Here is a 14,138-nt window from a genome sequence, read left to right as displayed (position 1 = left end):
GATGTTGTCTTCTTCATTGTAAAAGCAAAGCGCTTTCACGGATATATGACAAACCAACGATTATTGATACTTTGACACGTTCTTTTATAAAAAAAACAATACCTTTCATCTCAACATGACAGAGACTTCCGGTATTGTTTCTTTAATACTCCTATTTAAGCACTATATCTTCCGGCTTGCGAAGCGAACATTTCTGCATAGTTGCCCTGTTTATGAATTAACTCCTCATGACTGCCTTCTTCGATGATTTCACCATCATGAAGTACAATAATTCGATCAGCATGCCGGCAGCTGCTCAATCGATGGGAGATCATAATGGTTGTCTTCCCCTCGCATAATTTCATAAAATGATCATATACCTCCGCTTCAGACTTAGGATCCAGAGCTGCCGTTGGCTCGTCCAATATCATGAATTGTGCCTGCTTCATAAACGCCCGACTTAATGCAATTTTCTGCCATTGTCCTCCAGACAATTCATGTCCGCCTTCGAACATAGCCCCAAGCGCCGTATCCATGCCTTGCGGCAGTTTGCGCAGTATCTCCCCTGCCCCGGCATTGTCTGCCGCTTCCATAATCATTGCATCGTCATGAATATGGCCCAACTTTCCCATGGCAATGTTCTCACGTGCAGTTAGCTGGTAATTGACGTAATCTTGGAACACAGCAGACACATTCTCCCGCAGGCTTGCTGTATTTATTGCACGAATTTCTATCCCATCATATGTGATTGAGCCTTCGTTCGGGAAATAGAGTCCTAATAAACATTTCACAAGCGTACTCTTGCCTGCCCCATTCTCTCCTACGATTGCAATTTTTTCTCCAGCCGCAACACGGAAAGTAATATTTTTCAATATAGGCTTGGATTGATTCGAATATGAGAAAGTAAGATCGCGCACCTCAATACAATCATGCAGCTGACTTGGAAACATAACTGTGTCCTCTTTACTTTCCTTGTCTTCTTCTGTTTCTATATGTAAATATTGCAATACTTCACTGACAAATAAGGATTCTTCATAAATCCCAGCTATATTGCGTCCCAATCCTGATATGAACCCCTCTATTTGCACCAAAGCCTGCGTCAGTGAAACATAATGGCCTATTGTCAATAACCCCTGATAACCAAACCATACTAATATACCGAAAGTACCTATGTTCAAAAATGATTGTACAGAACCAACTAATAAGGCTCTCCAACTCGCTGTTTTTTCCAATTGATATCGTTCATCTGTTGTTTTCCAAAATAACTCAGTCCATTTTCCTATTATATAATCTGTATGTTGATAGATTCTAAATTCTTTAGCTGCATGCCGGCTATGCAAAAGTTGGAGCAGATAGTGTGTTTTTCTTTGTGTTGGGGTTTGATTAATCATTTGCATGTATTTGCGCTGGCCGAAGTATAAATTGACCCACAAACTAGGAATCAGCATAAGCAGCACAACAAGTGCGAGTATCCAATGAAAGGATAGTAAGACAGACAACATTCCGATTATAGATATGGAGTTCCGCAGCGCGTTCATAAATAATACAAATATCGAAAATCCTCTAATATCCATGCCGAGAGCTGCTCGCTCAAGCTGATCAAAGTACTCGGGACGGTCAAAATAACGAAGCGGAAGCTTAGATGACTTGTGGACTAATAAGTGTTCAAAATAAAACTTTAAGTGCTGCTGCGCACGAAACCCTACAATCTTCTCACCAAATTGAATTAGTTTATCGAGAAGCAGCAGTGTACCCTGAATCCCTAACAGCAGATAGATCGTCAGTAGGGAACTGGAGTGGCTTTCGAATAGTGCGGTTATCTCATCAATGAGTTCCTTTACTAGATAAATTTGAACGACAGGGATTAACGAACTTATTATATTGCACACAACAATAATCAGAGTCATTCCAGGAATGACCTTCATCATCGTGGGGAAAAACTGAAATAGTACACTGATAACAAGTCTTCTTTTTTCTTTAAAATTACGTTTCCCATCACTTGAAATTTCCATCGTTTATTCTCCCGTTTATACGATCTTTAGAATTCTCTACACTACTTGAATCAATACAATGAAAAAGAGAAGAGAGGGAGTCCCTCTCTTCTCCGGCTAGCTACTAGCAAGTACAGTAATAAGTAGTAGTAGAAGAACCTGCGCATACATAAACGCTTTCATAAACAAATTTCTCTTGTGGATAGTGTGCACATTTCTCGGAAGTGCAGCCTCCAGTCGTGAAGCATCCTGAACTCATATGTCTTGCCTCCTTTCTAAATCGTCATATTTATAGTCAAAGGCTTAGCCTTTACTACCTTTTTCAATTGATTTAAGCAGCAACTTTCACCTGTCCTTTTTCAACTAACAAATTTAACTGCTCTTCGAAATTGATAATGCTCTTTGTTCGTACTTCTGCGGCAGGGGATAAGTAATAGATGAACGGATAGTATCCTGTCTGGAGTCTGGCCATATCTGAAGGAATGATGGATACAATCGGCATCGTCAGTTGATATTGATCAATTATTTTCTCAACGTCAAAATCATTGCCCTGCATCAATAAAATAATTTCTATGTCTGGCCTTAATTGATAGAAGCGTTTAAGTATTGGGTATACGAGTTTGCATTGATCACAACTTACAGAGGTAAAAGCTATGAGGAATCCTGTTTTTGTCATGCTCTTCAAATCAATTGATCCTTGATTAATCGAGTCAAATTGGAGCTGAGGAAACAGTTCACCCGCAGGCACTCCATGATGCTCATGCACCAACACTGGACCTTGATTCGTATTGGCTTGTTGGACATTTCGTTTTTTTCCAATTTGGACAATATAATAGGTTTGCAATGTGACAATAATCCATAGTGCAAAATAAGAAATGTTAAAAACCTGTTCCATTCATGTCCTCCTAACTTAATAGGCTGCGATTATTCCATAGCGTATAGACATTAATGAGCCCGATAGTGATACCAGCAACACTGATCCATTCGATAGCTGCTATTCCGCTCATGGAAGCAGGACTATGCAGCCAGATGCATAATAGAGAGGCTGCGAAGAATGGAGTGTTTCTTAACATTGTCCCCCAACCTAGTTGCTCTTCTGTCGTTTTCCCGAAGCAATTGCATGTAATCTTCTTCTTGTCCCATAGTGCTTTGCCGGCTACGAAATAGAATGAACCAAATAGGAGAAGCGAACCTACCGCCCCAGCAAAATGAGTTGTATCAAACACTAGTAAAACTGTAACTAGCAGTTCGAACACTATTACACCCCAAGCCGTAAAAGAAGGAAAGTTGAGCTGTTGTACGGTTTTTTTAAAATCACGATAACTTACTAGCTTCGCAATTGAAGAGTACACAAGAATTGTACACAGAAAAATACTCAATGCTGCTTCAAGTCCCATATGTTCCCCCTCTTCATTCAAAAATAGTACAGCGTCATAGTCAGATGTTTGCTAGCTCGCACGATCCTAGTTCTTTAGTTTCACCACTCTAGTTACATTGAAGTATATGTCTTGCAACGAAATGTTGAAATATGACAAAACAACGATTATTGATACTTTTACAAGTTTTTTCATCATAATGCATAAAAATACGAATATGAAACTAGGGTGAAATACGAAAAGTGCCCAAAGCATTGGTTTGCTTTGGGCACTTGGATTATACAATATTCGAATACTAATTAGGATAAATTAATTTTCCACCTTCAGCACTTCAACAGGACGAGTACGACAGCTTCCCTGCAGCACACGCTTGCTCCCATTGCCGAATGCATCTATTGCCTGTACCGCGATGGAGTATTCACAATCTGGCTTCAGCCCTGGTATCTCCAGACGAAGCTGCTCTGGAACCGGATATTTATAAGATTCGGAAAATGCAGCGTAATGTACAATCTCTTCTACATCACTACGATTCTCAACCGTAACGTTATAGGCATGCACAAGCTCATTATCGGACGCCTGATCGAAGACGATAACGATAGAATGTGAAGTTGTACACTCCTCTTCTACATGCAATTGTGCGTGATCTGGGAAGCATGGCTCCTCTGTGTCACGATGAATGGTATATGTAAAGGTTGAAGTTGACGCCGGCAGCGACACAATCCAAGCGTCTCCAATCTGACGATCATATTCGAAATCAAGCCTATGAATCGCAACGCGATCCTCATATACCTCGACAAGCAAGCCTTGGCTGAACTTCTCGAACCCTAACGGCAAATTCCCTTGCAGCTTGCCATGTTCCACTTCCATATAGCTAAGCGAAGCCGTTCCAACAGAAGTAAAGTCCTCCTGATGAATACTGCGCGGATCCTGAAGCGGATAGTGGGAGTGCCCGGAGAACGTAATAACCTGCGGATATGGCCGCAATGCCTCCATAAGCGGTTCAATATTGTCCTGAATGCCCCAGTCCTCGCTGCCGTACACGGTGTCCTTCAAGTGCTGATGCAGGAAGACGAATATAGGACGCTCTGCTGAATCTGCTGCAGCCACCTGCAGTTGTTCGCGAAGCCATGCAATCTGATCCAATGAGAAGTACCCTGATGTAACCTTATCCTCTGTCGCCATGACAATGAAATGGTAACCCTTAATGACCTGATGAAAATATAAGGATGGCATCTCCGTTTTTGCAAGAAAGCGAGCCTGCGCTTCTTCAATCGGAAGTCCGTTCCAATAGTCGTGATTGCCGATCGTGATAAGCGGTGTCGCTCCTGGCAGCTTATGCTTGCGGAATACTTCCAAATTGCGATCGTATTCCTCCTCAAGTCCATTGTTTGTTAAATCCCCTACAATAACAAACGCATCCTGATGAGGCGCCCTTGCATTCAACTGCAGCATCGCTCGTTCGAACTTGGCGACACTACCTTCACCCGAAGGATCAATATGTATGTCACTGATTACCGGAAAGACGAGTGTAGGCTGCATATGTGTTGACATCGATCGTTCATCTCCCTTGTCCTGTTCATTCTATTCGATCTGCAATGCATGAAGCATGGATTAATTCACCTCTAGTCTATAACCTTTTTCTAGAGATGACCAGAGTAGAATATTTACTTAATTCGTGTTGTGAAATAGTTATGCTTTCTTAACTCGTCAAAAATACCATATTTCGCTATAATAGAGGTCTACATGAAGCAAGATGCCACCATTGTCCACCTTATCGTGAGGATGTGTAAATGCCTTGTTAGCCATTGAACGCCGAAAACGCATCATGCAGCACCTGTTCCAGGACGGCAGAGTTCTCGTCGCAGAGCTTAGCAAGCAGTTTCGAGTGACGGAAGAAACAGTGCGAAGAGACTTGGATCGTATGGAGAAAGAAGGTCTCCTGCTAAGAACACATGGGGGAGCATTTTTAGCAGAGACATCCGTAAGCTCTGACGTCCCTGTATGGGTGCGCGAGGACTGCTATTTGTCTGAAAAGAAATGGATCGGAACAAAGTGCGCTAGGCTTATCCAACATGGGGATACGATTATGCTTGATTCGAGTACAACTTCACTCCATATCGCCAAAATAATAAAAGCGCGCAAGCAATTGACTGTAATCACAAATTCACTAAATGTCATCATGGAACTATCAGATGCTGAACATATTAAATTAATTTGTACCGGTGGTACTCTTCGCCGCCGATCACTGTCCTATTCTGGACATGCTGCTGCCAACGCCCTCGCCCGATATACTGCCGACAAAGCCTTCCTCTCGTGCTCCGGTATCGATCTTACACACGGCGTAACTGACGCCAATGAAGAAGAAGCTGAAATACGCAAGATTATGCTGCATCATGCGAAGCAGAGTATATTAGTCGCAGATATAACGAAGTGCGAGAAAATAGGGCTTGTCAAAATTGCTGAATTGTCCAGCTTCCATACGCTGGTTACCAATTGTCCGCTGCCATTGCAATGGAGAGAGGGACTGGCGGCACAATCCATTATTCTCGATGATCAGTGCGATCCAAATAAGCAATATGCCGCGACGGCTCGATGCAGTATGAACAGTTAAATGAAAACAATGATTGATGATTACTCCCTAATTGGAGACCTCATCAATCCGCTTCCTGCTCGTTCTTGAACTTTTCTACCAAAATATCGCGTATCGTAATTGCCGCGGGGGATAATTCATCCCCCTGCTTCCATACAAGCCCATGGATTAGAGTTGGTACTTGTAGCGGAAGATAGCCAAGCGCTTCCTGCTCGATCTCCTCCTTTACCGTTCGATAAGGCAATAACGCCATGCCCATTCCCACCTTGATTGTCTGCTTCATCATCTCTAAGCTATGAAAGGTACTATATTGACTAGGCTTGATCCCGCTCTCTTGGAGAAGTTGAGATGCTACTGCTTGATAGACGCATTGCGAGCCAAATCCAATGACTCGAACATCATCCAGTGCTTCCCAGCCTTCCTCTTCCCAGCGGAGCTGCATCGACATAGGAACGACCCACACCATCCGCACATTAACAAGCGGCAGGAAGTCAACACCGCCCATTTGCGGCCGACCGGCCACAATTCCAAGCTCGCATTCCCCTTGAAGTATTCGCTGGCATGTATCCTCCATAAATCCCGGAAGCAGGTGAAGCTTGATTCGTGGATACTTAAGGAAAATTGCTGTTAACAAGTCCGTCATTCGCGTCGTGCAAAAGGATTCCAACACACTTAATGTAACTGTTCCCTCTATCGATTGGCCCGCCGGAAGCTCTTGGGTCAGCTCTCTGCCCAGCAGACTCCATTTCTCACTATAACGCAGGAAGATAGCCCCGGCCTCGGTCAGTTCTACACCACGCGGCAAGCGATGGAACAATGTTTGTCCAACCGTCTTCTCCACCATCTTTACATGTGAGGTAATTGTTGATTGTACGTATCCTAATTGCTCGGCCGCACGGCTAATGCTCTTCGTGTGGGCGACCACCCGTACGGTTTCGACTTGCTTCCCATCTAATAGTTCAAACATCCCTCTTCCCCTTTCATGAAACAGCTTCATACAATTCATGCACTTATCTAAGCGTGAATGATACTCTCTCATCCCGTGATCGATACCACATAATACATCCCTCATACCGTAACGAGAACAATACATCTCGCATCGATAAGAATTTGATATCGGAAAATGAAATGTGAGATATCATAATTATTCGTATTACAAATACCAAATCACATTATACAATATATTTCAAGCACCGGTGCAATCAATCCGAGACACGAACTCATTACTTAGAAAGGAAACTATAGGATGAACAATTCTAACGTAACAGAGAAAATGCTTGAAATTGGCCGAAAACGTCCATCACTTCAATATGTAAAAACATCGCTACTCGCAGGTACAGGAGGGGGACTTGCTATCCTGGTACTAGCACTCCTTGAAGGCTGGTTGTCGTCCCCTTTTTTGATGGCTCCTTTTGGAGCGTCATGTGTTATTTTGTTTGCTCTGCCAGACAGTCCATTGGCACAGCCGCGCAATGTAATAGGGGGCCATCTCATCAGTTCACTGGTCGGGCTGACCATTAGCTCATGTGTTGGCGTGCATGTCTGGAGCCTCGCGCTAGCCGTCGGTCTGTCCATCGCCTTCATGCAATGGACCAGAACCATTCATCCACCTGCGGGCGCCGATCCTCTGCTTATTATGATGACAGGCGCCCCTTGGACTTACCTGTTGTTTCCGGTCGGAATTGGAGCCGTTGTCTTAGTACTGGCGGCGTGGACATATCATCGCACACAGGGAAATCAATATCCTAAGCATTGGTTCACCTCATAATGTTGCAAATAAATAATAAGGAGCAGATCGCAACGGCGACCTGCTCCTCTATCTTTTTTGGACTGCTTGATTACAGTACCTTCTTCAGTTTTTTCACATAATTTGCTCGAATGAATAAGAAATAGACAACCTGAATAACGAAGAATGTACCTAATACTAGAATGATTTCTTTTAAAATAGAGATTTGCGAGAACAAATTTTGCAGTGTGTTCAATGCAACGGCACCATGAATGATAGCTACGACAATCGGTACAAAGAACAGCAGTCCGATTTGAGTGGATACAACCTTTGACAGTTCCCCTTCAGTCAGACCCAGCTTGGAGATAGCTCGATACTGCACGATATCGGAATCCAAATCCGAGAATAGTCGGAAATAAAGGAAGCTGCCTGCTGCCACGAAGAAAACAATTCCTACGAACAAGCCTGTCAGCAGAATTTGGCCCATACCCTGATTCACTTCCTGCATCGCAAGCGCTCGCGCCTGAAAACGATAGTGGGGATTGGTACTATCAGCATTCAACTGTGTAGTCAACTTCTCCGCTACTGCCTTCGTTCCCTGCCAGTCATCCATCGCAAATACATGCATATCCATATCGGTTTTCGATTTTGGAAGTGCGTTGAAATCTGAATCCGACATCACAAGCACATGATTTCCAGTGATGTATTGGCGGACATCTTTGCTCATGTCCGGTACATCTGTCAATTGAAGCTTGCTTCCACTGCTCAGAGTCAAAGTCTGCCCCTTCGACCAGTCCTTCTTTCCTCTGTTATATCCGAAGTCATCCATCTTGAATTGCATCAATACCGCACTTCCTGCATCTACACGAATCTTATCCTCCGAGATCAGGTTATAATCCGTTACGGAAATTGCATTGAATGAGTATTTATCCTTAAGCTCCGCATCTTTATTATGAATAACGAAGCTGTCATAGTTAACGTTTTCTTCCTTCAACCCTGTCTCAATGTATGCAAGATGTTTTTGCTCCTGCTTATTGTCGGCATAGGACTCATAAGACATCGGCGGCATCGATCCTGCAACGCCTTCAGTCAGCATCGCTTTGAACCCAACAAGCGTGCCGATGGCTGTAAACGCAACGGTTGAAATAATCGCGACAAGGAAAAACATGCGCGCATTATCCTTCATCCGATATGCCAAATCGGACAGTGTCAACATGTTTGTATTCCGGCGATACAACTTCTTGTTCTTCTTCAATTTATGAATGATGTACACACTTAGCTGTGTGAATAAGAAGTATGTACCGATCGACACAAGAATAACGACAGGCAGCAGTGCAAACATAACAAGGGTTCCGCGTACGATAAAAGCTATCGCATAACCGATCAGCAGCAGCATGGCAGCCAGAATAGCCAGCCATACCGACGCCTTCGGCTCGGGTTTTGGCTTCGTCGAGGCTTTCAATAGGTCAATCAGTGAACTTGTTCGCAAGATTGTCGCCGTAAAGAATGAGATTGCAAGGAACAACAGCATAAAAGCCACGAATGTAAACCAAAGCGCCTTTGTTGGGAAATAGAACGATAACGAATGCTCCAAATACAACATGGATGAACCGAGCATAAGCATCCCTTTGGACAAAATCAGTCCTGCTACTATACCAGTTACAGTCGAAGCGAATCCAATGATCGTATTTTCAAGAAATACGAGACGCTTCAGCTGCATATTGGACATCCCCTGCATGATGCAGACACCGAATTCTTTCTTCCGAGTCTTCAAGAAGACGCTCATCGAATAAAGAATGAAGAAAAACGTAAAGACGTAAATGATATACTGGGCAACCTGCATTCCAGTTTGTGCGCCTTTTCCGAATCCCCCACTCTCCGCCAAATTCAATTCTGGATGGAAGGCCAGCATCGAATATACGAAAAAGATCATAACAGAGAAAGCACTGCTTATAAAATAACCGGCATACAGCCGCGCGTTGCGAATAACGTTTTTAAACGCGAACTGACGAAAGTTCATCTTCCGCGCCTCCTATTGCCGACAACACATTCATAATTTCCTGGAAGAACACTTGTCGTTGATCATGCTTGTGCAGTTCTCGGTACAGCGAGCCGTCCTTGATGAAGATGACACGATCACAGTAACTAGCAGCAAATGCGTCGTGGGTTACCATCATCATCGTCGTGCCGTCTTCCTTATTGATTTTCTGCATCATTTCGAGAACATCCTTCGCAGACTTCGAATCCAGATTCCCCGTCGGTTCATCCGCTAGAAGCAGCTTCGGATTGTGGATCATAGCACGCGCAATTGCAGTCCGCTGGCATTGTCCCCCAGAGATTTCGTACGTGCGCTTGTCCAAAATTTGCTTGATGCCCAGCTTCTCCGCTATCGCTTGCACACGCTGCTCCTGCTCCTTAATGCTCACATTTTCCAATGTTAATGGAAATACGATGTTTTCCTTCACCGTTAAGGTTTGCAGCAGGTTGAAATCTTGGAACACGAAGCCAAGCTGACGGCGGCGGAACAGTGCCAACTTGCGTTTATTTAAGGCGTGCGCATTGCTCCCACCAATCAATACTTCTCCTGATGTGGGCTTGTCGATTGTCGATACCACGTTTAAAAATGTCGTTTTCCCGCTTCCGGACGGCCCCATAATCCCAACGAACTCACCTTCGCCAATGGTTAGGTTTAAATTCGATAATGCTTGATAAGAGACTTTACCCTCGTATACTTTGGATACATTTTTAACCTCTAGCATAGTAGAATTACACGCTCCTTGTTGTTTTCGGTACCTTCACTTTACTCCCGATTAGCAAATACAACCATTGTTATTGCTTACATTTTCCTTTCAAAATTGTCACGTTCATTCCTAGTAGCTGCGATTCAAATAGAAAGAGAGCAAGCCACGATACGGCTTACTCTCTGATAAGGATATAACTGTATTATTACAATACTTTTTTCAGCTTTCTTACATAGTTCGCACGAATGAGTAAGAAATATACGACCTGTATGATGAAGAACGTGCCTAATACGAGTATGATTTCTTTCAAAATCGATACGTTCGGGAACAAATTCTGCAACGTATTCAGTGCAACCGCTCCATGAACGATAGCTACAATGATCGGAACAAAGAACAGCAGTCCGATTTGCGTAGTAACAACCTTGGATAGTTCCCCTTCTGTCAGTCCCAGCTTCGAAATTGCCCGATACTGGACAAGATCATTATCCAAATCTGAGAAGAGGCGGAAGTACAGGAAGCTGCCTGCTGACACGAAGAACACGACTCCGACAAATAAGCCCGTCAGCAAGATTTGTCCCATCCCTTGATTGAGTTCTGACATGGATGTCGCTCTGGATTGGAAGCGGAAGTCTTGCTGCTTTTCTTTTTGGAACTGCTTTTCCAGGTCTGCTGACAATGTCTTTGTCGCCTGCCAGTTGTCCATGTTGAAGATATAATTTGTCTCGTCGAACTTCGTAAGCGGGATTGCCTTAAAGTCCTCATCTGACAATACCAGCACTTCTCCGCCCGATACATATTGTCTCACATCGTCGGTCATCTCTAATGAGTCAACAAGCTTCAACTTGCCTGTATGCTTCAATGTCAAGATCTGCCCCTTCGACCAATTCGAAGCTGTGCTCCTATTGCCAAAATCATTGCTTGTCGTTTCCAGTATGAATCCTTCACCCTGATGTAGCTGAATGCGCTCTTTGGCGAATGAATTGTATTCCGTTGCTCCCATCACCTTCATAATCGATCCATCTTTGAATTCTGCTGTTTTGCTATGAATGATGTAGGCATCATACTTGATGTTTTCTTTCTTAAGTGCTGACTCAATCGAATCTACATGTTTCTGCTCTTGCTTATTGCTCATTGTATTCGATTCATATGACATAGGCGGCATCAAATCTGCCACACTATTTGTCAGCATTGCCTTGAAGCCAACGAGTGTACCAATAGCCGTAAATGCTACAGTGGAAATAATGGCGACGAGGAAGAACATCCGTGCATTGTCCTTCATCCGATAGGCCAAGTCTGACAATGTCAGCATATTTGTATTTCTGCGGTACAGCTTCTGCTTCTTTTTCAGCCTAGTAATGATGAACACGCTTAGCTGCGTAAATAAGAAATAAGTGCCAACCGAGACAAGAACGACTACAGGCAGCATGGCGAATAAGACCTGTTCCCCACGGACTACGAACGCGGTTCCATAGCCGCCCAAGATGCACAGTGCTGCAAATATCGCGAGCCCCGCATTAGCCTTGGGCTCTGGCTTCGGCTTCGTTGAAGCTTTTAGCAGGTCGATCAAGGAACTTGTACGCAATATGGTAGCCGTAAATAATGAAATCGCAATAAACAGCGCCATGAAGGCTGCGAACGTGAACCACAACGCTGTCGTTGGGAAATAGAATGACAATGGGTCATCCAAATACAACAAGGATGAGCCTAACATGAGCATTCCCTTTGACATTGCTAATCCAGTAACTATCCCTGCAACCGTTGAAGCAAATCCGATAATGATATTTTCTACAAATACAAGGCGCTTCAACTGCATGTCAGACATCCCTTGCATAATACACACGCCGAATTCTTTCTTCCGTGTCTTCAAGAAGACGCTCATCGAATACAGGATGAAGAAGAAGGAGAACACATAAATAATGTACTGCGCAACCTCCATCCCCGCCTGTGCACCCTTGCCGTACTTGCCGCTGCCGGCCATGTTCAATTCCGGGTGGAAGGCCAGCATCGAATACACGAAGAAGATCATGACTGAGAAGGCGCAGCTTATGAAATATCCGGCATACAATCGCTTGTTCCGAAATACGTTCTTAAACGCGAACTGACGAAAGTTCATCTTCCGCTCCCCCCAATGCTGACAAGACATTCATAATTTCTTGGAAGAATACTTGCCGCTCATTATGCTTGTGCAGCTCTTGATACAGCGAACCGTCCTTGATGAAGATGACGCGGTCACAGTAACTTGCAGCAAATGCATCATGAGTAACCATCATCGTCGTGGTTCCGTCTTCCTTGTTGATCTTCTCCATCATCTCAAGCACGTCCTTGGCTGACTTGGAATCCAGATTACCAGTCGGCTCGTCCGCAAGCAGCAGCTTCGGCTGATGGATGATTGCCCGCGCAATCGCAGTACGTTGACACTGACCACCAGAAATTTCAAATGTGCGCTTGTCCAGTATATGTCCAATCCCGAGCTTATCTGCGATTACCTTTACGCGCTGCTCCTGCTCCTTAATGCTGACATTCTCCAGCGTCAATGGAAAAATAATATTTTCCTTCACGGTCAAGGTCTGCAGTAAATTGAAATCCTGAAACACAAAGCCAAGCTCTCTGCGACGGAACAAGGCTAGCTTACGCTTACTAAGAGCGTGTGCGTTGCTGCCGCCAATCAATACTTCTCCTGATGATGGCTTATCGATCGTGGACACCACGTTCAAGAAAGTAGTCTTACCACTTCCAGATGGCCCCATGATGCCGACGAATTCGCCCTTGCCTATCGATAAATTCAAATCGGAAAGTGCTTTGTAAGACACTTTGCCTTCATATATTTTGGATACATTTCTGACTTCCAACATAGATGCTAATTACACTCCTTCGCTTACCTGTTATGTACCACATACTTTACTGGGTATGAAGAAATGTAACCATTGTTATGCCTTACATTTTCCTTTCATTTTTGTCATGTAAAGTTTTTTGGGTTGTAATGAAAAAGGATCGCATCATGCTATGCATGAAAACGATCCTCTATTATTTTGGAAATAAGTTAGTGAAATGAAACAAACGTAACGAACTTCTTAACGCTCAAGGGATAATCCATCTTGGTTCAACGTATAAATTTTATCGCATTGACTTGATATAGCCTCGCTATGGGTGGCTAATATCGTCGTAACCCCTTCCGATTTTAAAGCATGAAAATGAGTCAATATAATCGATGCCGTCTCATCATCCAATGCACCGGTAGGTTCATCCGCGATAATGAGCGTCGGCTTGTTGATTAGTGCTCGAATGATACCAGCTCGCTGCAGTTCCCCGCCAGATAATGTCTTTACATTTTCGTTCAGCAGATGGTCGATCTCAAAAAGATGGCCTAACTCTTTCACATGGTTCATTGCTTGTTTCTTGTGATCTTCATTTTTTTCGAACCAAAGCGGCACGCATATATTGTCCATTACGGTTAATTCGGGAATCATCGGACTGTGCTGCGATATATAGCCAATATGCATTCGGCGGAAATTCGTTAAGAAAGAAATGCTTTTATTGTTCATTTGCGTGTCCTGATAGAAATAATCTCCAGAAGTAGCCCGTTCCAATCCCGCCACAATATTCAGCAGCGTACTCTTTCCAATACCACTTTTCCCTTTTATCGCAATAATCTGCCCTTCCCCACATTGAAAATCGATACCATTTAAAATAACTTTATTGTTATACTGTTTCGTTATCTTTTTCAATCGAACCACC

12 protein-coding genes are annotated in these 14,138 nt (G+C 43.7%); 2 read left to right on the top strand and 10 right to left on the bottom strand.

Annotation, left to right across the window (positions count from 1 at the left end; genetic code table 11):
• Nucleotides 1–155 precede the first annotated feature (155 nt).
• From PBN151_RS04290 to PBN151_RS04275, 4 genes are all read right to left on the bottom strand, one after another.
• Entirely contained in the window at nt 156–1,991 is a 1,836-nt protein-coding gene (locus PBN151_RS04290) for an ABC transporter ATP-binding protein (RefSeq protein ID WP_083544920.1), read from the bottom strand.
• Nucleotides 1,992–2,301: 310 nt separating this feature from the next.
• Nucleotides 2,302–2,865 (bottom strand): thioredoxin domain-containing protein, encoded by a 564-nt coding sequence (locus tag PBN151_RS04285; RefSeq protein ID WP_072727856.1) that lies wholly within the window; start codon nt 2,863–2,865, stop codon nt 2,302–2,304.
• A gap of 10 nt (nt 2,866–2,875) precedes the next feature.
• A complete protein-coding gene (locus PBN151_RS04280) occupies nt 2,876–3,367 on the bottom strand; it encodes a MauE/DoxX family redox-associated membrane protein (protein ID WP_072727855.1) in 492 nt (163 codons plus the stop codon).
• Between the two features lie 288 nt (nt 3,368–3,655).
• Entirely contained in the window at nt 3,656–4,897 is a 1,242-nt protein-coding gene (locus PBN151_RS04275) for a metallophosphoesterase (RefSeq protein ID WP_072727854.1), read from the bottom strand.
• Nucleotides 4,898–5,141: 244 nt separating this feature from the next.
• On the opposite strand from PBN151_RS04275, the gene PBN151_RS04270 reads away from it, so the two are divergent.
• A complete protein-coding gene (locus PBN151_RS04270; protein WP_021253081.1) occupies nt 5,142–5,957 on the top strand; it encodes a DeoR/GlpR family DNA-binding transcription regulator in 816 nt (271 codons plus the stop codon).
• A 43-nt stretch (nt 5,958–6,000) separates the two neighbouring features.
• Here PBN151_RS04270 and PBN151_RS04265 read toward each other — a convergent pair whose 3' ends face one another.
• Nucleotides 6,001–6,903, bottom strand: coding sequence for a LysR family transcriptional regulator (locus PBN151_RS04265; protein WP_072727853.1), 903 nt, complete (start codon nt 6,901–6,903; stop codon nt 6,001–6,003).
• A gap of 279 nt (nt 6,904–7,182) precedes the next feature.
• Here PBN151_RS04265 and PBN151_RS04260 point away from each other — a divergent pair, with 279 nt between their 5' ends.
• Nucleotides 7,183–7,704: an HPP family protein gene (locus tag PBN151_RS04260; protein ID WP_083544913.1), complete on the top strand. Its 522-nt coding sequence runs from the start codon at nt 7,183–7,185 to the stop codon at nt 7,702–7,704.
• A 70-nt stretch (nt 7,705–7,774) separates the two neighbouring features.
• Here PBN151_RS04260 and PBN151_RS04255 read toward each other — a convergent pair whose 3' ends face one another.
• The 5 genes from PBN151_RS04255 to PBN151_RS04235 all read right to left on the bottom strand — a co-directional run bounded on the left by PBN151_RS04255 (nt 7,775) and on the right by PBN151_RS04235 (nt 14,137).
• Entirely contained in the window at nt 7,775–9,682 is a 1,908-nt protein-coding gene (locus PBN151_RS04255) for an ABC transporter permease (protein ID WP_072727852.1), read from the bottom strand.
• Nucleotides 9,657–10,421, bottom strand: a complete 765-nt coding sequence (locus tag PBN151_RS04250) for an ABC transporter ATP-binding protein (RefSeq protein WP_072727851.1) — start codon at nt 10,419–10,421, stop codon at nt 9,657–9,659. The genes PBN151_RS04255 and PBN151_RS04250 overlap by 26 nt, the downstream gene beginning before the upstream one ends.
• Nucleotides 10,422–10,608: 187 nt before the next feature.
• Entirely contained in the window at nt 10,609–12,516 is a 1,908-nt protein-coding gene (locus PBN151_RS04245; RefSeq protein ID WP_072727850.1) for an ABC transporter permease, read from the bottom strand.
• Nucleotides 12,491–13,255, bottom strand: coding sequence for an ABC transporter ATP-binding protein (locus PBN151_RS04240; RefSeq protein WP_072727849.1), 765 nt, complete (start codon nt 13,253–13,255; stop codon nt 12,491–12,493). Before PBN151_RS04240 ends, PBN151_RS04245 begins: the two co-directional genes overlap by 26 nt.
• A 219-nt stretch (nt 13,256–13,474) precedes the next feature.
• Nucleotides 13,475–14,137 carry an ABC transporter ATP-binding protein gene (locus PBN151_RS04235; protein WP_072728481.1) on the bottom strand — a complete coding sequence of 221 codons (663 nt, stop codon included), beginning with the start codon at nt 14,135–14,137 and terminating at the stop codon, nt 13,475–13,477.
• Between the last annotated feature and the right edge of the window lies 1 nt (nt 14,138).

This window comes from Paenibacillus sp. NAIST15-1, from assembly GCF_001894745.1.
GTDB classification, from domain to species: domain Bacteria; phylum Bacillota; class Bacilli; order Paenibacillales; family Paenibacillaceae; genus Paenibacillus_B; species Paenibacillus_B suaedae.
Note: the sequence above shows the minus strand (reverse complement) of the source record. Positions and strands in the feature narration are given on the sequence as shown.

Excerpts from the sequence above, each read along its gene's own strand:
- PBN151_RS04290 (WP_083544920.1), bottom strand. The coding sequence starts at position 1,991 with ATGGAAATTTCAAGTGATGGGAAACGTAATTTTAAAGAAAAAAGAAGA.
- PBN151_RS04285 (WP_072727856.1), bottom strand. The coding sequence starts at position 2,865 with ATGGAACAGGTTTTTAACATTTCTTATTTTGCACTATGGATTATTGTC.
- PBN151_RS04280 (WP_072727855.1), bottom strand. The coding sequence starts at position 3,367 with ATGGGACTTGAAGCAGCATTGAGTATTTTTCTGTGTACAATTCTTGTG.
- PBN151_RS04275 (WP_072727854.1), bottom strand. The coding sequence starts at position 4,897 with ATGTCAACACATATGCAGCCTACACTCGTCTTTCCGGTAATCAGTGAC.
- PBN151_RS04265 (WP_072727853.1), bottom strand. The coding sequence starts at position 6,903 with ATGTTTGAACTATTAGATGGGAAGCAAGTCGAAACCGTACGGGTGGTC.
- PBN151_RS04260 (WP_083544913.1), top strand. The coding sequence starts at position 7,183 with ATGAACAATTCTAACGTAACAGAGAAAATGCTTGAAATTGGCCGAAAA.
- PBN151_RS04255 (WP_072727852.1), bottom strand. The coding sequence starts at position 9,682 with ATGAACTTTCGTCAGTTCGCGTTTAAAAACGTTATTCGCAACGCGCGG.
- PBN151_RS04250 (WP_072727851.1), bottom strand. The coding sequence starts at position 10,421 with ATGCTAGAGGTTAAAAATGTATCCAAAGTATACGAGGGTAAAGTCTCT.
- PBN151_RS04245 (WP_072727850.1), bottom strand. The coding sequence starts at position 12,516 with ATGAACTTTCGTCAGTTCGCGTTTAAGAACGTATTTCGGAACAAGCGA.
- PBN151_RS04240 (WP_072727849.1), bottom strand. The coding sequence starts at position 13,255 with ATGTTGGAAGTCAGAAATGTATCCAAAATATATGAAGGCAAAGTGTCT.